We start from the raw sequence: 22,009 nt of genomic DNA, 5'->3' as shown, positions 1-22,009 counted from the left end.
CTGTGCCATTCGCGCGTCGTGCAAAAAGCAAGAGTAAACGGCAAGTCGCGAAAGTTTACAAGCCGCTCACGCCGACTTGTGTGTAATGGAATGGGGTAAACGGGTATAATCGCGGGCTCCCTAAATCGAAACCTTCGATGGTTGGGTTGTTCACTGCTTTCACGTCTTCACGGGAGTGGGAATGTCCAATCTGAGCAATGCATTGCAGTTGCGGTCTGTACACAGCCAGCTGCCAGTCACGGCTTACTTTGACGAAGCGCTTCTAACGCGCGAAATCGAAACCCTTTTCAAGAAAGGTCCTCGCTACATCGGGCACGAACTCATGGTGCCGGATGCGGGGGATTATTTTGCCTTGCCCAGCGAGAGCGAGGGGCGTGTGCTCGTCCGTAACAAGCAGTCACAGGTTGAACTGCTGTCGAACGTGTGCCGCCACCGGCAAGCCATCATGCTCAACGGCCGCGGCCAGGCGGAGAACATCGTCTGCCCCCTGCACCGCTGGACCTACGATCTGAACGGCCAGTTGCTCGGTGCGCCGCATTTCGCTGACAACCCCTGCCTGAATCTCGGCGCCACGCCGCTGCAGAACTGGCAAGGGCTGCTGTTCGAAGCCCAGGGGCGCGACGTCGCGAAGGATCTGGCGCGCCTCGGCACCAAGCAGCATTTCGACTTCTCGAACTTCATGTTCGACCACGTCGAAGTCCATGAATGCAACTACAACTGGAAGTCCTTCATCGAGGTCTACCTCGAGGACTACCACGTCGCGCCGTTCCATCCCGGCCTCGGCAGCTTCGTCAATTGCGACGACCTGACGTGGGAATTCGGCGACTGGTACAGCGTGCAGACAGTGGGTGTCCACAAGGATCTGGAACAGCCGGGCAGCCCGACGTATCGCAAGTGGCACGACGAAGTGCTGCGCTTCCGCGACGGCAAGGCGCCCGAGTTCGGCGCCATCTGGATGGTGTACTACCCAGGCATCATGATCGAGTGGTATCCGCATGTGCTGGTTGTGTCATGGCTGATTCCGCGCGGGACGCAGAAAACCACCAATGTCGTGGAGTTCTATTACCCTGAGGAAATTGCGCTGTTCGAGCGTGAGTTCATCGAAGCCGAACGTGCCGCGTATATGGAAACGGCGCGCGAAGACGACGAGATCGCCGAGCGCATGGACGCCGGCCGCCGCGCGCTGATGGAGCGCGGCGAGTCGCAGGTCGGACCGTATCAAAGCCCGATGGAAGACGGCATGCAGCACTTCCACGAGTTCCTGCGGCGCGAGCTCGGCACGATCTGAACGGCGCAAGCGCCATACAGCCCGCGGGCTGACAGCAATCACGGAAAGACGGGCTTCGGCCCGTCTTTTTTTGTTTAGACTAACAACATCATTCGGTCGAACTGCTTGAGTGCGCCTCGTCGCTGGCTCGGGCCGTGCCGAAATCTCCCGTTTCGCAACCATCTTGCATGGGACCGTCATGCCACACACTCACTACACCACACTGATCTCCGCGGCGAATCTCGCCGAACGGCTCGCCGCGGCCCCTGGCAGCGTATTCGTGATCGACTGCCGTTTCGATCTGGCCGATACCGAAGCCGGCACGAAAGCCTACGCGGCCGGTCACTTGCCGGGTGCGCAGTATCTGCATCTGGATCACGATCTGTCGAGCCCGAAGACCGGCACCAACGGCCGCCATCCGCTGCCGGACCGGACGAAGCTCGCCGCCCTGTTCGCCGCACGCGGCCTCAAGCAAGGTCAGCAGGTCGTTGCCTATGATGCGCAAGGCGGCATGTACGCCGCGCGCGCCTGGTGGCTGCTGCGCTGGCTGGGTCACGACGCGGTGGCCTTGCTCGACGGTGGGCTGCAAGCCTGGCAAGCAGCCGGCCAACCGTTGACGCAGGAAGTGGCCCCGCACAGCACCGGCGACTTCAAGGCGGGCGCGCCGCTCGCAGTCACGTTCGACGTGCAGGCCGTGGAGCGCAATCTGAGTACGCATGAGCGGGTCGTGATCGACGCGCGCGCCGCGGACCGGTATCGCGGTGAGAACGAGACCCTCGACCCGGTGGGCGGGCACATTCCGGGCGCGCTGAACCGCTTCTTCAAGGACAATTACACGGCCGACGGGCGGTTCAAGCCGGCCCATTCGTTACGGGAAGAATTCCAGGCATTGTTGCCGGGCATTGCACCGGATCACGTCGTGCTGCAATGCGGCTCCGGCGTAACGGCCTGTGTCAACGCGCTGGCGATGGAAGTCGCCGGCCTGCATGGCGCGGCGCTTTACGCGGGATCGTGGAGCGAGTGGACGTCCAATCCGGCACGGCCGGTTGCGACCGGGCCGAATCCGTAACGGCAGCGGCAGCAGCAGCAGCAGCAGAGGCAAGGCGGCGGTGGCCGTAATCAAAACCACGCGCCGCCGCAGCCCCTACGCCACGCCGTGCTGCTTGAACCAGACCTGCACGCGGCGCCAGCCGTCTTCCGCATCGGCCTTCTTGTAGCTGGGCCGATAGTCCGCAAAGAACGCGTGACCGGCATCGTCATAGACGACGAACTGCGAGCCGCGTCCCGCCTCCGGTCCCTGCGCGATCGCCTGCTTCATCTGCGCGAGGGTGTCCTGCGGGATGCTCGGATCCTGCAGGCCGTAGAGTCCGAGAACCGGCGCATGCAGGTCGGCCACCCGGTCGATCGGATTAGCGGGGTTGTTCGCCGTGTGACCGCCGGCTACCCGGCCGTACCAGGCCACCGCCGCCTTCACGCGCGGATTGTGCTCCGCGTACAGCCACGTAATACGCCCACCCCAGCAGAAGCCATTGACGCCCAAACGGTTCAGATCGCCACCGTTCGCGCCCGCCCAGGCGACGGTGGCGTCGAGATCGGCCAGCACCTGGTCGTCGGGCACCTTGCTCACCAGTTGGTCGTTCAACTGCTGGATCGTCGGATACACCGACGCATCCCCTTCCCGCACATAGAGGTCCGGTGCGATCGCGAGATAACCGAGCTTGGCGAAGCGCCGGCACACATCGGCGATATGCTCGTGCACACCGAAAACCTCGTGCACGACGATGATCACCGGCAAGTGCGTCTTGCCCAAAGGCTGCGCGCGGTAGGCCGGCACCAGCGTGTCGCCCGAATGCACGGCGACTTCACCGGCCTCGAGCCCTTCGCTATCGGTATGGATGGTTTGCGCGGACACCGGCATCACGGCAGCGGCAAAGCCTGTACCGAGCGCGGCCTTGATGAAGGTGCGCCGACTGAACGGAACGTGCGGGACCAGGCTGTCGACTTCAGGTTTCAGCATGCGGCACTCCTTGAATGAAGGGCGATGAAAAGCAGCAAACGACAGGGCGAAAGGCAACAGGATACGCCTCGTGCGTGTCCTGTTGCAGAAGCCTGACGAACCGCATTTTCACACCTCGCGACGGCACGCGCAGGGACCGCTCAAACCGCCGCCGTGCCGTGTCTTGCCAATGCAAATGGCAAAGGCAAAGAGCAAAGACGCCCCTCAGTGCAGCTTGACCCGCGGCAACGTCGTACGACGCAGCCAATGCGCGAAGGTATCGAGCACCATCCGCGCGTAGCCATGCAGCGCGGCAATGTGCAGCCGGTACAGCGACATGTACATGAAGCGCGCAAACAGGCCCTCGATCAGCATGTTGCCGCCGATCACCCCGCCCATCAGATTGCCCACCGCGCTGAAATGCCCAAGCGACACCAGCGAGCCGAAGTCCCGATAGGTGAATTCCGGCAGCGGCTGATTTTCGAGCCTTGCGGCGAGTGCCTTCAGCAGGAAGCTCGCCTGCTGGTGAGCGGCTTGCGCGCGCGGCGGCACGTTGCGTTCGTTGCCCGGCCACGGACACGCCGCACAATCGCCAAGCGCGAAAACATTGTCGTCGACCTCGGTCTGCAGCGTACGGCGGACGATCAGTTGACCCAGCCGGTTGACCGGCAGGCCGTCGAGCTGACTCAGGATCGCTGGCGCCTTGATGCCCGCGGCCCATACCGTCAGGTCGGCGCGAATCGCCTTGCCGCTCGCGGTCCGCACGACGCCCGGCGCGACTTCCGCCACCGTCTCGCCGGTCATCAGCTTCACGCCGAGCTTCGTCAGCAGCTCCGCCGTGGCGGTGGACACCCGCTCCTGCAAGGCCGGCAAAATACGCGGCCCCGCCTCGATCAGCACAATACCCACGTCATGGCGCGGATCGAGCTTATGCAGCCCATACGCGGACAACACCTGCGCCGTATTGCGCAATTCCGCAGACAATTCGACCCCGGTCGCGCCGGCGCCGACAATCGCCACCTGAACACGCGGCTCCGTAGACGGCACGGACGCGTCAGGCGTCGACTCCACCGGTTCGTGTGCCTGATGCTCCGCGCGCATGCAGGCCGCGATCAGGCGTTTGCGAAAGCGCTCGGCCTGACTGACCGTGTCGAGCGCGAGGGAATACTCCGGTGCCCCTTTGACGCCGAAGAAATGCGTCGTACTGCCGATGGCTACCACCAGCGTGTCGTAGTCGAGCACACGCTGCGGCAGCAACTCTGCGCCGTCGTCGTCGATGACCGGTGCGAGCGTGATGCGTTTCGCCGCGCGATCGAGCCCGGTCAGCTCGCCCTGCTGAAACTCGAAGCCATGCCAGCGCGCCTGCGCGGCATATTCGAGCTCCTGCGTGAACGGGTCCATGCTGCCGGCGGCCACCTCATGCAGCAGCGGCTTCCAGATATGGGTGGGATTGCGATCGACGAGCGTAACTTGTGCGCGCACCTCGCCCTTGTTCTTACGTGGGGCATAGCGATCGCCAAGACGCGTCGCCAGTTCCAGCCCACCCGCACCTCCACCAACGACGATAAAACGATGCATCGTAGTTCTCCGTGTTTGCCGATCGGTTATGCGTCGAGACGGTCCAGGTCATCCCTGTAGGGGCCGTCTGTCAGAGATTGTCCGCGAGCGGCACGGTTTGCCACAAGCCATCCGTGCGCATGTGTGACATGCGCACGACGATATCGCCAGAACTCAGGGCTGCGTCAATGTGCCTCTTCCCAATTGGCGCCGGCCCCCACTTCTGCGACCAGCGGGACTTTCAGCGCGGCAACGCCGCACATCAGTTCAGGCAAACGCTTGCGCACCTCGGACAGTTCGCTGTCCGGCACTTCGAGGATCAGTTCGTCGTGCACCTGCATGATCATGCGCGTGCCGGTGTTCGACGCCTCGAGCCAGTTCTGCACGGCGATCATCGACATCTTGATCAGATCGGCGGCGGTACCCTGCATCGGCGCGTTGATTGCGGCGCGCTCCGCGGCCTGGCGGCGCGGCCCATTGCCGCCGTTGATCTCCGGCAGCCACAGGCGGCGGCCGAACACGGTCTCGACGTAGCCCTTGGACTTCGCGCTCAGGCGGGTTTCGTCCATGTAGTTTGCGACGCCGGGATAGCGCGCAAAGTAGCGGTCGATATAAAGCTTCGCCGCATCACGCGTGATACCCAGGTTTGCGGCAAGACCGAAAGCGCTCATGCCGTAGATCAAACCGAAGTTGATCACCTTCGCCACGCGCCGCTGGTCGCTCGAGACTTCAAGCGGCGTCACGCTAAAGATTTCCGCAGCGGTGGCGCGGTGGATGTCCTCGCCCTGCGCGAACGCGCGCAACAGCGATGCGTCGCCGGAGATGTGCGCCATGATGCGCAGTTCGATCTGCGAATAATCCGCAGAGACGAGCTTATGACCCGGCGGCGCAATGAACGCCTCGCGAATGCGGCGGCCTTCCGCGGTGCGCACGGGAATGTTCTGCAGGTTCGGATCGTTCGAGGCAAGCCGCCCGGTAACCGCCACGGCCTGCGCATAGTTGGTATGCACGCGGCCCGTCTGCGCGTTGACCATGCGCGGCAGCTTGTCGGTATAGGTGGACTTCAACTTCGACAAGCCGCGATGCTCGAGCAGCAGCTTCGGCAGCGGATAGTCTTCGGCCAGCTTCTGCAGGACTTCTTCATCGGTGGACGGCGCGCCGCTCGGCGTCTTCTTGACCACCGGCAACTGCAGCTTCTCGAAGAAGATCTGCCCGATCTGCTTCGGCGAGCCGAGATTGAATTCTCCGCCGGCCAGCGTATAGGCATCCGTTTCCAGCTCGATCAGACGCGTGGCGATTTCATTGCTTTGCAGACGCAACTTCTCCGCGTCGATCAGCACGCCGGTGCGCTCCATCTTGCGAAGGACGCGCGAAGTGGGCACCTCAATGTCGCGGTAGACGCGCTGCAAGCCCTCGTCCGCCGCCACTTGCGGATACAAGGCCTGATGCAGACGCAGCGTGATATCGGCGTCTTCCGCGGCATATTCGGCGGCCTGAGCGAGCGCGACCTCATCGAAGCCGATCTGCCCCGCGCCCTTGCCCGCCACCTCTTCGTACTTGATCGTCTTGATGCCGAGATGGCGCAGCGCGAGGCTGTCCATGTCATGCGTGCGATGCGACTCCAGCACATACGATTGCAGCAGCGTATCGTGCTCGATGCCGTTCATGGCGATGCCGTAGTTCGCCAGCACCTGCTCGTCGTACTTCATGTGCTGGCCGACCTTCTTGTGGTCGGCGCTTTCGAGCCAGGGCTTGAGCTTCGCGAGCACTTCGTCGCGCGGCAGTTGCTCCGGATGATCCGGCCCACGGTGTCCCACCGGAATATAAGCGGCGGAGTTGGCTTCGACGGACAGCGAAATGCCGACCAGTTGCGCCAGCATCGGATCGAGCGCGGTGGTTTCCGTGTCGAAGGCGGTCAGCTCGGCGGCGTTGATCTTCGCAAGCCAGGCGTCGAACTGCTCCCACGTCTGCACGGTGTCGTAATGACGCTCGCCGTCGATCACAGGGGCGACGTCCTCGCCCGCACCCGGGCCTTCCACCACCTCGGCCGCTTCGACTTCACGCAGCCAGGTCTTGAAGCCATGCCGCGCGAAAACATCGCGCAGTTCGTCACGCGCCTCAGGACGCGTGGACAGGCTTTCCTCAATCGACACCAGATGCTGCGTCAGATCGCATGCCGTATCGACCGTCACGAGCTTGCGCGCCAAGGGCAGAAAATCGAGCGCCTTGCGCAGGTTGTCGCCCACCGCGCCCTTGATTTCCGCCGCGTGTTCGACGATCCCGTCGAGCGTTTCGTATTGGCTCAACCACTTGACCGCGGTCTTGGGACCGCACTTCTCGACGCCGGGCACGTTGTCGACGGTATCGCCGATCAGGGACAGGTAATCGACGATGCGCTCCGGCGGCACGCCGAATTTAGCCAGCACGCCGGCACGGTCGAGCGTCTCGTTGGTCATCGTGTTGATGAGCGTGACGCGATCCGTGACGAGTTGCGCCAGATCCTTGTCACCCGTCGAGACGATCACATTCATGCAGAGCTTTTCGGCAGCGACGCTCAACGTACCGATCACGTCGTCGGCTTCGACGCCTTCGATCATCAACAGCGGCCAGCCCAGCGCACGCACCGCGACATGGATCGGCTCGATCTGCTGCGCGAGGTCTTCGGGCATCGACGGACGGTTGGCCTTATAGTCGGCGTACCAGTCGTCGCGAAACGTTTTGCCCTTGGCGTCGAACACGCACGCGCTATACTCTGCTGTGACTTCCTTGCGCATGCGCCGCAGCATATTGATGATCCCGTAGAGCGCACCCGTAGGTCCGCCGTCGGGGCCGCGTAGATCAGGCATCGCATGGTAGGCCCGGTACAGATAACTCGAACCGTCGACCAATAGCAGGGTCTTCCCTTCCAGCTCGGTGCCCAGCTTAGTTTCCAGGACTCGTTCTTCAGGCATTATGACAAAGAGAAAAGTGATTCCGAGTCTGCGATCACTCGCAGATCAAGAGCGCGCGACAGCCAAAAAGGCCCGCGCATCGTGGCAGATGTTCACGATTATGGCAGAGTTTATTGAGGCGACCGAGTACCTCTCGGAGATTCGCCCGGCTGTCAGCATCTATGGTTCAGCGCGCCTGAAATCGAACTCGCCGTACTACAAACTGGCCACGCAGATCGCGCGCAAGCTGTCGGACGCGGGCTTTGCGGTGATCTCCGGCGGCGGCCCCGGCATCATGGAAGCGGCCAACAAGGGCGCGCATGCGGGCAAGGCGCCGTCGGTGGGCCTGAACATCGAACTGCCGCACGAGCAATCGGGCAACCAGTGGCAAGACATCTCGCTGCGCTTCCGTCACTTCTTCACGCGCAAGGTCACGTTCGTGAAGAACTCGGATGCGGTGATCGTGATGCCGGGCGGCTTCGGCACGCTGGATGAGCTTGCGGAAGTGCTCACGCTCATTCAAACCAAGAAGTCGCGCCACGTGCCGATCATCCTGGTGGGCGGCGAGTTCTGGAAAGGCCTGCTCGGCTGGTTCAAGGAATCGCTGGTGCCGATGGGCCTCATCAATCCGGACGACTTGAACCTGATGCAGGTGATCGACGACCCGGACCAGGTGCTCGAAGCGGTGCTGAAGTTCTACGAAGACCGTGACGAGGTAGAACCGCATCCCGCGAAGTCCGATGAAGACCGGATGTTCTATCTGTAAGGCGTGAGGCGGTGTGATTCTGATTCGAAGAAGCCGGGCGGCGTGCCGCCACCCGGCTTTGTTCGTTTGAGCGATGCCTCTCAGGCGCGCGCCACTGCTTCATCACCCTGATCGCCCTGCTCCTGCAGCCAGCGGCAAAACTGCTCGACGAGCGGCGCTTGTGCGACTTCGCGCCGCGCGACCCACCAGTAGCCGCGCGCGTCGACACGTGGACCTTCGAGCGGCATCACGAGCCTCCCCGAAGCCAGTTCGTCCGCAAGCATCGGTAGCGGCCCCAGCGCAACGCCGAGTCCATCCACGGCCGCTTGCAACGCCAGATAGAAGTGATCGAACGACTGCTTCTTGCGACACTTCGCCTTCACGCCCGCCGCGCTGAGCCAGTTGCGCCAGGCGTCCGGTCGCGTATCCGAATGCAGCAGGACGTGGCGCGCGAGATCGTCGGCCACCTTGATCGGCGAGCGCTGCAATAACGCAGGACTGCACACCGGCAACTCGCTTTCGCCAAGGAAATGCCCGCTCACGCAGTTCGGCCAATGCGCCGGACCGCGCCTGATCGCCACGTCGTAGCCTTCCACCAACTCGGCCGGCAAGTCCGAGGTCGAGGTCGACAGTCGCAGTTCCACGTTGGGCATCTTGCGCTGAAACTGGTTGAGCCGCGGCAGCAGCCACTTCATGGCGAACGTGGGCAGCGCGTTGACGCGCAGCACATGCACCACGCCGGTGTCGCGTAGCTGGCTGGTTGCGACGGAAATACTTTCGAAGGCAGCCTGGACGGTCGCCAGATAGCGGCGCCCGTCGTCGGTGAGGCGCACGCGCTTGCCGATGCGGTGAAAGACCTGCACGCCGACCCACGCCTCGAAGGCCGCGACCTGGCGGCTAATTGCACCGTGCGTCACATGCAATTCGTTCGCCGCCGCGGTGAAACTATTGTGCCGCGCCGCCGCTTCGAAGGCGCGTAGCGCTGGAAAGGGAGGAAGATTTCGAGCCATGCTTGTGATTCTAGATCACAAGGAAGCGCCCGAGAAATCGTTTTGCCCGAAGCCAAAACGGCGTTAACCTCCCGAGCATGAACAAGACGGCTCACGATATGAACTCAAACCTCACCGCCGCGCAAACCGCGGCCGACACCGGCCTCGCGCCGCCGCCCACTGTCAGCGAGATCTTCAGCGGCTTTCTCGGGCTCGGGCTGATCTCGTTCGGCGGTGCGCTGCCGCTCGCGCGGCGCGCGATCGTCGAGCGGCGCCGCTGGCTCTCCGCCTCCGACTTCACCGATCTGCTGGGTCTGTGCCAGTTCCTGCCGGGCGGCAATGTGATCAACCTGTCCGTGGCGATTGGCATGCGCTTTCGCGGGCTGCCCGGGGCGCTCGCGGGACTGCTCGGGCTGATTGCAGGTCCGTCGCTGGTGGTGATCGGGCTAGGCGTGCTGTATGAACACACGCAGAACGATCCGCACATCCGTCATCTGTTTGCCGGCCTCGCTGCAGCCGCGGCCGGATTGCTGATCTCGATGGCGGTGAAGATCGTGTTGCCGCTGTGGCGCAAACCTGCTGGGGCGATTATCGCCGTGCTGGGTTTTCTGGCCATCGCGCTGCTGCGTTTTCCGCTGCTGCCTACGATGCTCGTCCTGACTCCGCTGAGCATTTACCTCGCCTCGAGGACCGTACGATGAACGATACCCTGATCTCACTCGCCATCATCTTCAGTCAGTTGTCGTTGCTGGCTTTCGGCGGCGGCAATACGATCCTGCCGGAGATGCAACGCCAGGTGGTCGACGTGCATCACTGGATGCCGGCCAGCGAGTTCAGCGCGCTCTTCGCGCTGGCGCAGGCGGCGCCTGGGCCGAACCTGATGGTTGTCACCCTGGTGGGTTGGCATGTGGCTGGCTGGGCGGGGATGCTGGTGACGTCGGTGGCGAAATTCGGGCCTTCGTCGATTGTGACGATCCTCGCGCTTAAGGCATGGGAGCGCTTTAAGGATCGGCCGTGGCGGCGCTATGCACAAGCTGGACTGGTGCCGGTGACTGCGGGGTTGGTGGCTGCGAGCGCGGCGCTGATTGCGCATGCGTCGGATACGACGCTGATCGCATGGGCGATTACTGCGGTTTGCGCGGTGCTGGCGATTAAGACCCGCATTCATCCGTTGTGGTTGCTGGCGGCGGGGAGTTTGATTGGGTTGACGGGGTTTGGGCAGTTTTAGGGCGGAGGTCGGATCGAGCGGGCGCAAGGCACCCGCTTCGGCCCGTGCCGGCGTACCGCACTACAGTATTCTATTGACGCAAGTTAGCAGCGTTGCTCACCTCCTTGACGTTGCTTGAGCGCTGCCTTCGGAGCTTTACGGCACGCCGCGATCCCTTATAAATCAATGATTTGCAAAACCCTTAAGGACCAGATGGCGTCTGCTTGACATTATGGGGTGCCAGCAAATCCACGGAGACACAAAAGAGTTGAAGATCGGATTTTCTAGCCGGCTGCCCGTCGCAGGATTGAAATGATCCAATATCCCTTTCCCCACGGTCAGACCCAGAAGATCAACCGCTGCAAGGACATCTGCGCAGCTGGATTCGGGCGCGGGCAACTCCAGCAAAAACCACTCGCCTGAAGCCGTTCAGATGACTCGCCCAACCTATGTCTGCCTAAAACGGGATGCGGGTCCAAATTGCCCCAAGCTTTTCATTCGAACATGCTTGTACTCGACCGGGGCAAAGGGGATGGCTGTCGAAAACCTCTTTTTGCGCGTCCACAAGGACGGACGAAGCTATCTGTTCGATTTCTGGGGACATACGGATAGCGGACACCTGACCCTCGGCAGTGGGTTATTCGTCGGGCCGACTGGGGTCGCCAACGATCATCACTTTAATCTTCGGGGAGCGCCTGATGCGCTCCTGTACGAAAGCGGCACATACAGGGTTGAGATCTTCGCAACCGTAGCTGGCAGGGGAAACCGCAAGCTTACGGAAATCGAATTCGATATTGGCGGCGAGCAAGCAGCGGAATTGATACAAATACCGACGCGTCAACTCGATCTCTACTGGAACGCCGACCGAAGACAGTACATCGGCGAAGTCAGATTGCGTGAATCGGCATTGCCCCGTCTTTCTTGATAGCTCCGGCGAGACAGTGTCGCCAACTCGATCAACCGCATCGCATCCAGCGCACCGAGATATCCGGCCAAACCATACACCTCTGGTTAATGTCCGACTCCACCAATTGATGCACCGACACGGTCGTGATCTCGCGCGAAACCAGCCTCCCGTTGATTCGTCACTCACAAGCCCACCTCACCCTATCCCATAAACAAGGACTCCAAAATATTTGGTAAGTTTACAGCCGCGTTGATATTACCCGCGACGAAAACGAAACCAACCAAAACAAATCAGTTCCATGCCGAAATGCGATAACCCAAGGTGTCCAACTTGTTACCCGAATTGGAAAGAGGAGGAGGCAGCCGCAAAGAAGCGGGCGGAAGACGACAAACAGGATTGCATCAACTGCTGGCGTTCCCTTCAAAAGAAGGCCGAGGCGATCGCGTCCGCTGACAATCCGATTTCCCGTAACCGGCGCATCAATGCGGCTTACGCGCAATTGTGGCTAAGCGACCGGCGCTTTCAGTGGGCAGGATTGGCCGCATTCGCATCCAAACAGGTCGGTTGCGGGTTACTTAACGCAGCGGAACTCGTCAACAAGTCAAACCGGGAACGTGACGCCTACCAACAATGGGAAAGACAAAGCTCCCCGCTCGAACGGATGGCACCCTACGGGTCGCCAAGGATGCCCATACCGGATCAGGCGAACGGCGCCGGAGCGGAGCAGGTGTATCAAATGCTCGCTAAGGGCAACACATCATTGTTTCTGGATATCTGGCCGCTGCACATGTTCTACAAGGAATTCGGGTTACAGCGGTTCAAGCGATGTCTGCCGGAGCGTCAACTGTTAGAGGGATCGGTTCTATGGCCGATTGCCAGGAGCGTTCCGTTTGGCCTTACCAGACCGCAAGTTGTACAGGGATTTGAAGCGATCGATGCGGGCAATATCAGTAAAAGCGTCGAATTGCTGGCGTGGCATGAACAGATGAGCATCCTGCAACCAGCCATGTACGACGATCCGACCTTCGCACTTTTGATGCGAGCCAATCAGTTCGCGTGGGCATTGAATATTCCAACCGGATCGGCTCGGGAGATCCAGTTGACTCTTGCCAATCAGTGCACAGTCACCGGCGCCAATGCGATATACGAGAGATTCAGCAAGCAACCCTTGGCGAATCTTGCGGATGGCAGCCAAAGGATGGCGTTCGTTCTACGCGCTGCACAGCGGTTCGATGATCTGCTGCATGATCCAATCCAGCGGCATTTCGTGGAGAATTCCCTGTACCTCATTGCGCACGGAGGCGGCTAATGACAATCAGGAGATTTAGCTGGCGCTTTGCTTGCCTCGGGCTTGCAATTACCGTCCTATGGGGCATCTACGCCATGGCGCGGCCAGTCGATGAAGTCGTGCTTTCCATAGGTGAATCGTACGAACAGGTACGACGGCAGTCTCACTCAACCTTGCCTGCTATCGAGTTCAACGCAAACTGGGGCGGCTCCGTGAGCCGCCTCACTCGATTGCACTTCGTCGACCCCCAGTTTGGCTTTGTCACGCCTGCGGCGAAATTCCTGGCGGTACATTACGACAGCGCGGGCAATGTCGATTCCGTTTCGCTATCCCCCCAAGCGGCGACATTACCCCTCGACGATGCGATGGCCATTCTCGTGGACTTACAGGCTCAGCTTCGACGAGGAGGATGGAAACCATTCAGAGGAGAGCGAAGCCAGCCTATCGAAGACACGCCGGCGAGGCGCGCCGAGATTCGAAAGTGCTCCGCTCCGACGAGTTACTGGCAGGCCGACACCAAGTATCAAGTCTCGCTCAACATCCGCTGCTTTCGGTCCGAAGACCGCCCAACCGACGAGCGCTACCTGATAACACTGGATCTCGGCCCGCCTGTCTTCGACGATGATAGACCTGGCGACTAAAGCGCAGTCCGGCGGAACCCGTAAAGGCCCACCGGACAATCTGTTGTTACTGAAACGCCACTTCCGCAAAGCTACGCAGCTTCCGGCTATGCAACCGATGCAAACCGTTCATCCGCAGCAACTCCATCGCCTTCACGCCGATCTGCAAATGCTGATCGACCTGCGCCCGATAAAACTGGTCCGCCATACCCGGCAGCTTCAGTTCGCCATGCAAGGGCTTATCCGAGACGCAAAGTAAGGTGCCGTAAGGCACCCGGAATCGAAAACCATTCGCGGCAATCGTCGCGCTCTCCATATCCAGCGCAATCGCGCGGCTTTGCGACAAACGCTGCACCGGCTCGCGATGATCGCGCAGCTCCCAGTTGCGATTGTCGACGCTCGCCACCGTGCCGGTACGCATCACGCGCTTGAGTTCGACGCCATCCAGCTGCGTCACCTGCGCGACCGCGCGCTCCAGCGCCACCTGCACTTCCGCGAGCGCCGGAATCGGCACCCACAAAGGCAGGTCGTCGTCGAGCACGTGATCTTCGCGCACATAGCCGTGCGCCAGCACATAGTCGCCCAGGCGCTGCGTATTACGCAGACCGGCGCAGTGACCGAGCATGATCCACGCATGCGGACGCAGCACGGCAATGTGATCGGTGATCGTCTTCGCATTCGACGGCCCCACGCCGATGTTGATCATCGTGATGCCACTGCCGTCGGCGCGCTTCAGGTGATACGCGGGCATCTGCGGCAGACGCGGCGGCGGCGTGCCTTCGTCGGCCTGCTCGCCGAGATTCGCGTTGTACGTGATCACATCGCCCGGTTCGACAAACGATGTGTACTCGCTACGATAAGTGCGCAGCTCTTCGTCGTCCGTGTGCGCCATCATCGTGCGGCCCAGCTTGACGAACTCGTCGATGTAGAACTGGTAGTTCGTGTACAGCACGTAGTTCTGGCAGTGTGTGGGCGAAGTCGCCGTGTAATGCTTGAGACGGTGCAGCGAAAAATCGACCCGCGCCGCCGTGAACAGCGCGAGCGGATGCGGCTCGCCGGGTCCCGGCTCGTACGTGCCGTTGACGATACGGTCGTCGAGAAAGCGCAGGTCCGGCGTATCGAACACATCGCGGATACCGAGCAGCCGCTCGCGATCCAGGTCACCTTCCAGATGGATGCCTTCCGCGAACGCAAAATGAACCGGAATGGGCTGGTCCGACACACCCACTTCGATCTGCACATGATGGTTCTTCGCCAGCAGCCGGAGCTGCTCGCGATAATAGTTGCCGAACAGATCCGGTCGCGTCACAGTGGTTTCGAACACGCCGGGACCGGCCACGAAGCCGTATGAGCGGCGCGAGTCGATATGCGTATTGACCTCGGTGCACACCCTGACGAACGGATAACAGGCGCGCACCCGGTGATCGAAGGGCTCATTACGCCTGTAACGCGCAAAGGCGTCGCGTAAGAAAGAGGTGTTCGCTTCGTAGATGGCGGACAGGTGCGTGACGGCGTCTGTCGCGTCGTCGAAGGCCTCGGTCGGGAAGTCATTGGCGGGCGTCTGCACCGCACGCTGATTGGTGTTGTTGTTCATCTTCATTCGCCTCGATTGATGAAACCACATTACCACGGAACCTTGAAAGATTGATCATCGGGGCCCGACCAGCCGGCGTCTGTCAGATTGCGCGCATGCCGCGCGCACACGCCGTACGAAAGCGGCGCAAAATAAGGCTATCGCGCCCGTGGGCAAGGCTGGATTTGCTAGAATCGGGGCACCCTATTGGAGAATCACCATGAAGCCGCTCCTTCCCGTCGCCGTTGCGCTGGCGCTTGCCGTCGCCAACACTGCGATGGCTGCCCAGCCCGTTGACGCACCGCCGCCAGCCGACCACCCCATGTCCGCCAACGAACAGGCCGGTCTGCCGGACCTGGCCGCGATCAACCGTCCGGCCGCTGAGGTCAGCTCGAAGGTCGAAATCAACCAGCCGCGCCTGCCGAGCTTCTACGAAAAGAGCCCGAACGGCACGGAAATCACCGAGTACCGCGACAAGGGCAAGCCGGTCGAAATCAACGTGCACTCGAATCTCGGCACGAGCTATCACATGGGCGCGCCGCTCGACACGTCGCCGAGCGCCAACAACAGCGGCCATCCCAGCACGCGTCTGCCGTCCGTGAGCCTGACCTACTGATCTGATTGATCCTTTGCCCTGCGGCGGGGCGCCGGCTCGCCCCGCTCGCGCCCTGCATGGCCCGCTGGCCGGGCCTTCAGTCTGTTGATCCCGCTTGCCCTGATTACCCATACCTTGCAGCACTGGCCGCACCGCGCCAGCCCGACCACCTGATCCGACGTCTCCCGCATGGCTGTCTTCACTGCTGTCACCGAACCCCAACTCGCACAATGGATGCGGCATTACGATCTCGGCGAAGTCGTCGAGTTTCGCGGCATCTCGTCCGGGATTGAAAACAGCAACTTCTTTCTGACGACGACGCGCGGCGAATACGTCCTCACGATTTTCGAAAAGCTGACGGCGCAGCAACTGCCGTTCTATCTCGATCTGATGCAGCATCTGGCGGCTCACCGAGTGCCGGTACCCGATCCGATGCCGCGCGAAGACGGCGCGCTATTCGGCATGCTGCAAGGCAAGCCCGCCGCCATCGTGACGAAACTCGAAGGCGGTCCGGAACTGGCGCCGGGCGTCGAGCACTGCATCGAAGTAGGCCAGATGCTGGCGCGCATGCACCTCGCCGGGCGCGACTACGCGCGCCATCAGCCGAATCTGCGCAGCCTGCCGTGGTGGCAGGAGACGGTGCCCAGCGTGCTGCCGTTTCTCAGCGGCGCGCAGCGCGACCTGCTGACGTCGGAGCTCGCGCACCAGGAGGCGTTTTTCGCCTCGGCCGATTACGCGGCGCTGCCCGAGGGGCCGTGCCATTGCGACCTGTTCCGCGACAACGTGCTGTTCGCCCACGCGGCGCCGGGCAGCGGTCATCAGGTGCGCCTCGGCGGCTTCTTCGACTTTTATTTCGCTGGCTGCGACAAATGGCTCTTCGACGTGGCGGTGACAGTCAACGACTGGTGCGCCGATCTGGCCACCGGCAAGCTCGACGAGACCCGCGTCGAGGCCATGCTGCGCGCGTATCAGACCGTGCGCCCGTTCACGCCGGAAGAGAACCGGCACTGGGGTGACATGCTGCGCGCAGGCGCCTACCGCTTCTGGGTGTCACGCCTGTATGATTTTCATATGCCGCGTGCGGCCGAACTGCTCAAGCCGCACGACCCGGGCCATTTCGAGCGCATTCTGCGCGAACGCCTTTCGGGCGTTGCACTTCCAGGCATCCATACCTCATGCAACTAATTGAAGTTCCCGCGAAGACCGGCTATGTATGGTTCCGGCAAGGCATCTGGCTGTTCCGCAAGAACCCGCTCGCCTTCCTGACGCTGTTCTTCGCCTATCTGCTGGTGATGACGCTGGTCGCGCAGATCCCCTACGTAGGCGGCGTACTGCCGCTCGCCTTCGTTCCGGGTGTCGCGGTGGGCTTCATGGCGGCGTGCCGCGACACCATCGCGGGCAAGCCGGTGTTTCCCACCATTCTCGTGGACGGCTTTCGCTCGTACGGCTCGGTCGTCGCCAGGCGGCTGCTGGCGCTAGGCGGTTTTTACCTCGTCGCCATGGGGCTGGTGCTGGCCGGCTCGGCGCTCGCCGACGACGGCATGCTGCTGAAAGTCATGCTGGGCACCACCGCCATGGATCCCGAGACGGTTCTCAACAGCAACATCATGATGGGCGTCCTCGCGGCCATGGCGTTCTATATTCCGGTCGCTATGCTGTTCTGGTTCTCGCCTGTCCTCACGGCATGGCATGACGTGCCGCCCGTCAAGGCGATGTTCTTCAGCATCGTCAGTTGCTGGCGCAACCGCGGCGCGTTCGTCGTCTTCGGCGCCTTGTGGTTCGTGGTGGAAACCATCGTCATGTTTGGACTGACCACGCTGATGCAGGCGCTCGGCGCCGGCGACTTCGCGGTTGCCGTGCTGATGCCCGCCACCATCATCGTCACGACGATGCTCTATTGCTCGTTCTACGCGACCTATCGCGGCTGCTTCGGCGTGCCGACGCCCGACACGCCCGATCTGCCCACCACGCCAGTTAATTGATCGGCGCGTATGCCGAAGGCGGGTTTCGTCAGCGCCCCGGCGTTTGCAGCACGCGACGCGCCCCATCACCAACCGATCATCATGACGCGCGTCCGACGCCTGAACACCCACTTCGACACCGGCCTCGTCTGGTTTCGCCGCGACTTGCGCAGCACCGATCAGGCCGCGCTTTACTATGCGTTGAAGCATTGCGAGCGAGTCTGGTGCGTCTTCGTCCTCGACACGACCATCCTGCAGCCAATCCTCGATACGTGGCGCATTCGCCGGCCGGATCGCACGCCTGAAGACCGGCGCATCGAATTCATCCTCGCCGCGCTGGAGGAACTGGATCAGGCGTTGCGGCAACATGGCGGCGGCCTCATCGTGCTACACGACGACGCGCGCGCCGCGATCCCCGCGTTGGCGGAGCAACTCGGCGTTGAAGCCGTCTTTACGAATCACGACTACGAGCCTGCCGCGATCGAGCGCGACGAAGCCGTGCGCGAGCAACTCGCCGAAAAGGGCCGCGAGCTGCTCACATTCAAGGATCAGGTGATCTTCGAGCGCGACGAAATTCTCACGGGGCAAGGCAAGTCGTTCACGGTGTTCACGCCGTACAAGAACGCCTGGCTGAAGCAACTCAACGCCTTCGATCTACAACCGTATCCGGTCGAAACGTACCTCGCGAATCTGGCGCCACCGCCTGCCGCCCTGGATCGTGGCCGGCCCACGCTCGCGCAACTCGGCTTCGCACCCAGCAATCTGGCCGATTTGCGGCTGCCCACCGGGATGAACGGCGCCCAGCAGTTGCTCGACGACTTCCTCACCCGCATCGATAGCTACGGCGCCCGGCGCGACTTTCCTGCCGCGAAAGGACCCAGCTATCTGTCGATGCATCTGCGGTTCGGCACGGTGTCGATCCGTACATTGGCCCGGCTCGCACACGAACTCTCCTTGCAACCGGGCGGCCAAGGGGCGGCGACCTGGCTATCGGAGTTAATCTGGCGGGATTTTTACTTCATGATCCTGTCGCACCATCCCAGGCTGGCGAGCGGCGCGGCGTTCAAGGCCGAGTACGACGCACTGCGCTGGGAAACCGGCCCACACGCTGACGCCGCGTTTGCAGCATGGTGCGAAGGACGCACCGGCTACCCACTGGTCGACGCGGCCATGCTGCAGCTCAATCGGACGGGCTACATGCACAACCGTCTGCGCATGGTGACGGCGAGTTTTCTGGTGAAGGATCTGGGAATCGACTGGCGGCTCGGCGAACGTTATTTTGCCGAGCAATTGAACGACTTCGATTTCTCGGCGAATAACGGCGGCTGGCAATGGGCAGCATCAACGGGCTGCGACGCCCAGCCGTATTTCCGGATTTTTAATCCGGTGACGCAATCGGAGAAATTCGATCCGGAGGGACGCTTTATCAAGCGCTACCTCCCGCAACTGGCGAACGTGCCACCGAAGTGGATTCACGCGCCATGGCTGGCAGGCGTTGAGCGGCTAACGGACTTCGGCGTGACGCTCGAAAGAGACTACGCAGCGCCGATTGTCGACCATGCGGAAGCAAGGCAACGCACTCTGGCGCGCTTCGGCAAGTGACGATAGTGGGCACTTACATGCCAGAACCCCGGCAAAGCCGGCGGTTCGTTGAGCTCCAGCTTAGTGCTGGGTCATCCATGCCGGATGACGAACCGCTGCTTCGCGGTCGATCTTGCGCATGCGGAACTCGAGATCGTACAGATCCGTAGCTTCAGCCAGGTAAGCGTCGCTACGCTCTTTGGCCATCTGGTCAGCGGATTTCGTCAGGAACAGGAACAAGCTGCTCAGAAGATACATGATCAACCTCGAAAAGAATCTAGGGTTACTGCCTAGTGGATAACCCTGATTATAGGGAAAACCCTAGGGCATGCCAAGTGATCTTTTCTGAAGTGTTGCTCTACCGCCGCCTATCCCTCCATCCGAACCCGTCCAACGCCCGCTAAGCCGCGCCCGACGCGGCTCCCGCGGCGATGCTCTCGGTATCACGAGACTTGACGGCGCGGCGCTGATACCTGAAAAACTCCCAGATCAGCGCGCTCGCATCCGGCCCTTTAGACGAATGAAACGGCACGGCGTCGTCGCCACCGCTCCACGCATGGCCCAAGGCCTGGACCCGGCACAAGCGCACCACGCGCCGGCCGCCACGGACATAGTCGCGCATCACCACGCCCGCTTTGCGCTCCTCGCGCTCCTCGCCGGCTATTCGTTCGCCCGCGGCGTCCACCAGTCCGTTCAGGCGCAAGAACTGGGTTGTCAGTTGCTCCGCGTTGGCGGGCGCGACCACATGATCCGCATCCCCGTGAATAACGATGGCCGGCATGCCAGGATAAGCCGCGACGTCGACCGCTTCGTCGATCAGCACAACCGGATCGTGCCGCATGCCCCGCCGCATCACGTCCATCGCCGCGATTCCCGAACGAGCTTCGCCGAACGCCGGCCCGGAATGGAACGCGACGGCCGCAAACCGCTCCGGATAACGCGTGGCGAGCAAGGTTGCCAACCCGGCACCCGCCGACAACCCGGCGAGATAGATTCGCTCGCCGTCGAAGCCATGTTCGGCGACCAGCTCATCGACCAGCGACACCACCGCGCGCGCCTCGGCCCCGCCAGCGGCGTCGCTACTGTCGTACCAATGCCAGCACCGGTGTGCGTGGACATGCTTGGACTGCTCGGGGTAGACCACCGCAAAGCCGTAGCGGTCCGCAAGCAGGTTCATGCGCGTGCCTTCGGCGAATTCGTCGATGGATTGCTTGCAACCGTGCAGCATCACGACGAGCGGCATCGGCGCGGACGCCGCCCCGGCGGGCACGTACAAACCGTATTGCAGATGATTGACGAGACGCCCCGGCGCCACGGGCGCCGAATGAAACGAGCGCGTCCACGACCCGCTCGCCCAGGCGGCCGCCCGTGGACGGACCCGGGATTCGCGGGCACCTGGTCGCGGCGCTTCACGTTTGGTGGGTGAGCGGAGGGTGGTCGCCGGCTTGACCGGCTTGAGCTTGGCGGACAGTTTGCCCGCCGGCCGCACGGGTCGTGCAGCGTTGCGCTTGACGTCGCGCGCGTGTTTAGCCTGGATCGAGATCAGGCGTTTCAGACCGCCCAGCCAGATTTTTGTCAGACTTTTTGCCATTGGATGATGACCTCGCAAAAAGGGACCGCTACTGTTCTGTAGAACTAGAACGGCAAGTCGTTGTGCATTGCACAATAACACCAATCCTGACCCGATGCTGAGCGCATAGTGCAGCCAAAATCGTTAGTAGGCGCCACGCCGGCACATGCCGGTCAGTCGCCGCCCGCCGTATTGCCAGATCATTTTGCGAGGTGTTTCATACGCAGTCGGGCGCCGCCACGGCATCGGCGCGAAACGCCATAGGCGGTGCCATAGCGTCGCGCCACAAGCTCCGACGGGCACTCCCGTCTATACTGACAGTCATACCCATGAAACACGTACAGCGTGTCTCAATCTTCTGTCGGCCAGATGGATGGCTGGCGCGTTAAACAATCACGGTCCTGATTCTACGCGGCGCCTGTCGCGCTTCTTTCCATGCCTGACTTGCCCTATCACCTTTGGTATTCGATCACCAGCCTCGGCGGCGCCGGTCTGACGCTGCCGCTCGCGATTGCGATCGCGCTTTGGCTGGCGCTCGGCTACTCCTGGCGCATGGCAGCGGGTTGGCTACTGCTGCTGGGAGCGGCGATCGTGGTCGTCACGATCACCAAGCTGGCCTTTCTCGGCTGGGGCGTCGGCGTGAAAGAACTGGATTTCACCGGGCTGAGCGGTCACGCGGTCCTCTCCACGGCGGTCTACCCGGTCGCCCTGTTTCTGATGCTGCTGCCCGCACGGCCCGCGTTTCGCCTCGTGGGCGTGGTGATCGGGCTGGCCGCCGGCATTGCGGTTGGCCTGTCGCGGGTGGTGCTGGATGCGCACTCGCCGTCCGAGGCGATTACCGGCTGCATCGTCGGCGCCGTGACCGCGCTGATGTTCGTGCGCTGGTCGTGGGATGCGGAACCCGGCCGGCTGTCCGCCGTGCCCGTCGCCGTCAGTCTCATGATGCTGACCGTCGGGCTGCACGGCGTCCATCTGCCCACGCAACGCTGGGTCACCCATATCGCCCTTAAGGTCTCCGGCCACGAACGGCCATTCATTCGCGCGCGCTGGAAGGCGGGACACTACAATTCGCCGAACGCCGCGCCGCTGTCGCAGACACAAAATACGCTGGTAGCGCCCACTCTGCCGGACGACCGCGACGCGTAACGCGTAACGCGGCACGACCGCCGGTTGCCCGCACAACCTGACCGGTGATTCACGGATAGGTGCTGAGGCCGCGAGAT

Annotated in this window: 20 protein-coding genes; 13 read left to right on the top strand and 7 right to left on the bottom strand. The window is 62.1% G+C overall.

Annotation, left to right across the window (positions count from 1 at the left end):
* The first annotated feature begins 181 nt into the window (after positions 1-181).
* The gene (locus tag P3T42_RS36030; RefSeq protein WP_074294136.1) at positions 182-1,288 is read left to right on the top strand and encodes an aromatic ring-hydroxylating oxygenase subunit alpha; all 1,107 of its coding nucleotides are present in this window, start codon (positions 182-184) and stop codon (positions 1,286-1,288) included.
* A gap of 178 nt (positions 1,289-1,466) precedes the next feature.
* Entirely contained in the window at positions 1,467-2,336 is an 870-nt protein-coding gene (locus tag P3T42_RS36025; RefSeq protein WP_074294135.1) for a sulfurtransferase, read from the top strand.
* A 75-nt stretch (positions 2,337-2,411) separates the two neighbouring features.
* On the opposite strand, the gene P3T42_RS36020 is transcribed toward P3T42_RS36025, so the two are convergent.
* From P3T42_RS36020 to polA, 3 genes are all read right to left on the bottom strand, one after another.
* On the bottom strand, positions 2,412-3,284 hold the full coding sequence (locus P3T42_RS36020) for a dienelactone hydrolase family protein (RefSeq protein ID WP_429308706.1): 873 nt from the start codon (positions 3,282-3,284) through the stop codon (positions 2,412-2,414).
* Between the two features lie 204 nt (positions 3,285-3,488).
* On the bottom strand, positions 3,489-4,841 hold the full coding sequence (locus P3T42_RS36015) for an NAD(P)/FAD-dependent oxidoreductase (RefSeq protein ID WP_074294133.1): 1,353 nt from the start codon (positions 4,839-4,841) through the stop codon (positions 3,489-3,491).
* A gap of 164 nt (positions 4,842-5,005) precedes the next feature.
* Positions 5,006-7,771, bottom strand: a complete 2,766-nt coding sequence (gene polA, locus P3T42_RS36010; protein WP_429308705.1) for a DNA polymerase I — start codon at positions 7,769-7,771, stop codon at positions 5,006-5,008.
* 1 nt (position 7,772) lies between these two features.
* Between polA and P3T42_RS36005 the strand changes: the two genes are divergently transcribed.
* Positions 7,773-8,516 carry a TIGR00730 family Rossman fold protein gene (locus P3T42_RS36005; RefSeq protein ID WP_074294131.1) on the top strand — a complete coding sequence of 248 codons (744 nt, stop codon included), beginning with the start codon at positions 7,773-7,775 and terminating at the stop codon, positions 8,514-8,516.
* 80 nt (positions 8,517-8,596) lie between these two features.
* Here P3T42_RS36005 and P3T42_RS36000 read toward each other — a convergent pair whose 3' ends face one another.
* Positions 8,597-9,505 carry a transcriptional regulator GcvA gene (locus P3T42_RS36000; protein ID WP_429308704.1) on the bottom strand — a complete coding sequence of 303 codons (909 nt, stop codon included), beginning with the start codon at positions 9,503-9,505 and terminating at the stop codon, positions 8,597-8,599.
* 98 nt (positions 9,506-9,603) lie between these two features.
* Here P3T42_RS36000 and P3T42_RS35995 point away from each other — a divergent pair, with 98 nt between their 5' ends.
* The 5 genes from P3T42_RS35995 (at position 9,604) to P3T42_RS35975 (ending at position 13,527) form a co-directional block, all read left to right on the top strand.
* Entirely contained in the window at positions 9,604-10,185 is a 582-nt protein-coding gene (locus tag P3T42_RS35995; RefSeq protein WP_429308703.1) for a chromate transporter, read from the top strand.
* The gene (locus P3T42_RS35990) at positions 10,182-10,712 is read left to right on the top strand and encodes a chromate transporter (protein WP_074294129.1); all 531 of its coding nucleotides are present in this window, start codon (positions 10,182-10,184) and stop codon (positions 10,710-10,712) included. Before P3T42_RS35995 ends, P3T42_RS35990 begins: the two co-directional genes overlap by 4 nt.
* A gap of 511 nt (positions 10,713-11,223) precedes the next feature.
* A complete protein-coding gene (locus P3T42_RS35985; RefSeq protein ID WP_074294128.1) occupies positions 11,224-11,616 on the top strand; it encodes a hypothetical protein in 393 nt (130 codons plus the stop codon).
* Between the two features lie 280 nt (positions 11,617-11,896).
* The gene (locus P3T42_RS35980; protein ID WP_429308702.1) at positions 11,897-12,907 is read left to right on the top strand and encodes a DUF2515 family protein; all 1,011 of its coding nucleotides are present in this window, start codon (positions 11,897-11,899) and stop codon (positions 12,905-12,907) included.
* Positions 12,907-13,527 (top strand): flagellar biosynthesis sigma factor, encoded by a 621-nt coding sequence (locus P3T42_RS35975; protein ID WP_429308701.1) that lies wholly within the window; start codon positions 12,907-12,909, stop codon positions 13,525-13,527. Before P3T42_RS35980 ends, P3T42_RS35975 begins: the two co-directional genes overlap by 1 nt.
* Positions 13,528-13,573: 46 nt before the next feature.
* Here P3T42_RS35975 and P3T42_RS35970 read toward each other — a convergent pair whose 3' ends face one another.
* Positions 13,574-15,100, bottom strand: coding sequence for an AMP nucleosidase (locus tag P3T42_RS35970; RefSeq protein WP_074297008.1), 1,527 nt, complete (start codon positions 15,098-15,100; stop codon positions 13,574-13,576).
* Positions 15,101-15,299: 199 nt separating this feature from the next.
* Between P3T42_RS35970 and P3T42_RS35965 the strand changes: the two genes are divergently transcribed.
* From P3T42_RS35965 to P3T42_RS35950, 4 genes are all read left to right on the top strand, one after another.
* Positions 15,300-15,695: a hypothetical protein gene (locus tag P3T42_RS35965; protein ID WP_074294125.1), complete on the top strand. Its 396-nt coding sequence runs from the start codon at positions 15,300-15,302 to the stop codon at positions 15,693-15,695.
* Between the two features lie 168 nt (positions 15,696-15,863).
* Positions 15,864-16,859, top strand: coding sequence for a homoserine kinase (locus P3T42_RS35960; protein WP_429308700.1), 996 nt, complete (start codon positions 15,864-15,866; stop codon positions 16,857-16,859).
* On the top strand, positions 16,850-17,656 hold the full coding sequence (locus P3T42_RS35955; protein ID WP_074294123.1) for a BPSS1780 family membrane protein: 807 nt from the start codon (positions 16,850-16,852) through the stop codon (positions 17,654-17,656). Before P3T42_RS35960 ends, P3T42_RS35955 begins: the two co-directional genes overlap by 10 nt.
* A gap of 81 nt (positions 17,657-17,737) precedes the next feature.
* Positions 17,738-19,237 (top strand): cryptochrome/photolyase family protein, encoded by a 1,500-nt coding sequence (locus P3T42_RS35950; RefSeq protein ID WP_429308699.1) that lies wholly within the window; start codon positions 17,738-17,740, stop codon positions 19,235-19,237.
* A gap of 60 nt (positions 19,238-19,297) precedes the next feature.
* On the opposite strand, the gene P3T42_RS35945 is transcribed toward P3T42_RS35950, so the two are convergent.
* Both P3T42_RS35945 and P3T42_RS35940 read right to left on the bottom strand, forming a co-directional pair.
* The gene (locus P3T42_RS35945; RefSeq protein ID WP_429308698.1) at positions 19,298-19,474 is read right to left on the bottom strand and encodes a DUF3563 family protein; all 177 of its coding nucleotides are present in this window, start codon (positions 19,472-19,474) and stop codon (positions 19,298-19,300) included.
* A 142-nt stretch (positions 19,475-19,616) separates the two neighbouring features.
* Positions 19,617-20,807 carry an extracellular catalytic domain type 1 short-chain-length polyhydroxyalkanoate depolymerase gene (locus P3T42_RS35940; protein WP_429308697.1) on the bottom strand — a complete coding sequence of 397 codons (1,191 nt, stop codon included), beginning with the start codon at positions 20,805-20,807 and terminating at the stop codon, positions 19,617-19,619.
* 414 nt (positions 20,808-21,221) lie between these two features.
* Between P3T42_RS35940 and P3T42_RS35935 the strand changes: the two genes are divergently transcribed.
* Positions 21,222-21,932 (top strand): phosphatase PAP2 family protein, encoded by a 711-nt coding sequence (locus P3T42_RS35935; RefSeq protein WP_074294120.1) that lies wholly within the window; start codon positions 21,222-21,224, stop codon positions 21,930-21,932.
* Positions 21,933-22,009: the final 77 nt, after the last annotated feature.

Origin of the sequence: Paraburkholderia sp. GAS38 (assembly GCF_050434965.1) — a bacterium.
Classification (GTDB): Bacteria; Pseudomonadota; Gammaproteobacteria; order Burkholderiales; family Burkholderiaceae; genus Paraburkholderia; species Paraburkholderia phenazinium_A.
This window is presented reverse-complemented; position numbering and strand designations above follow the sequence as displayed.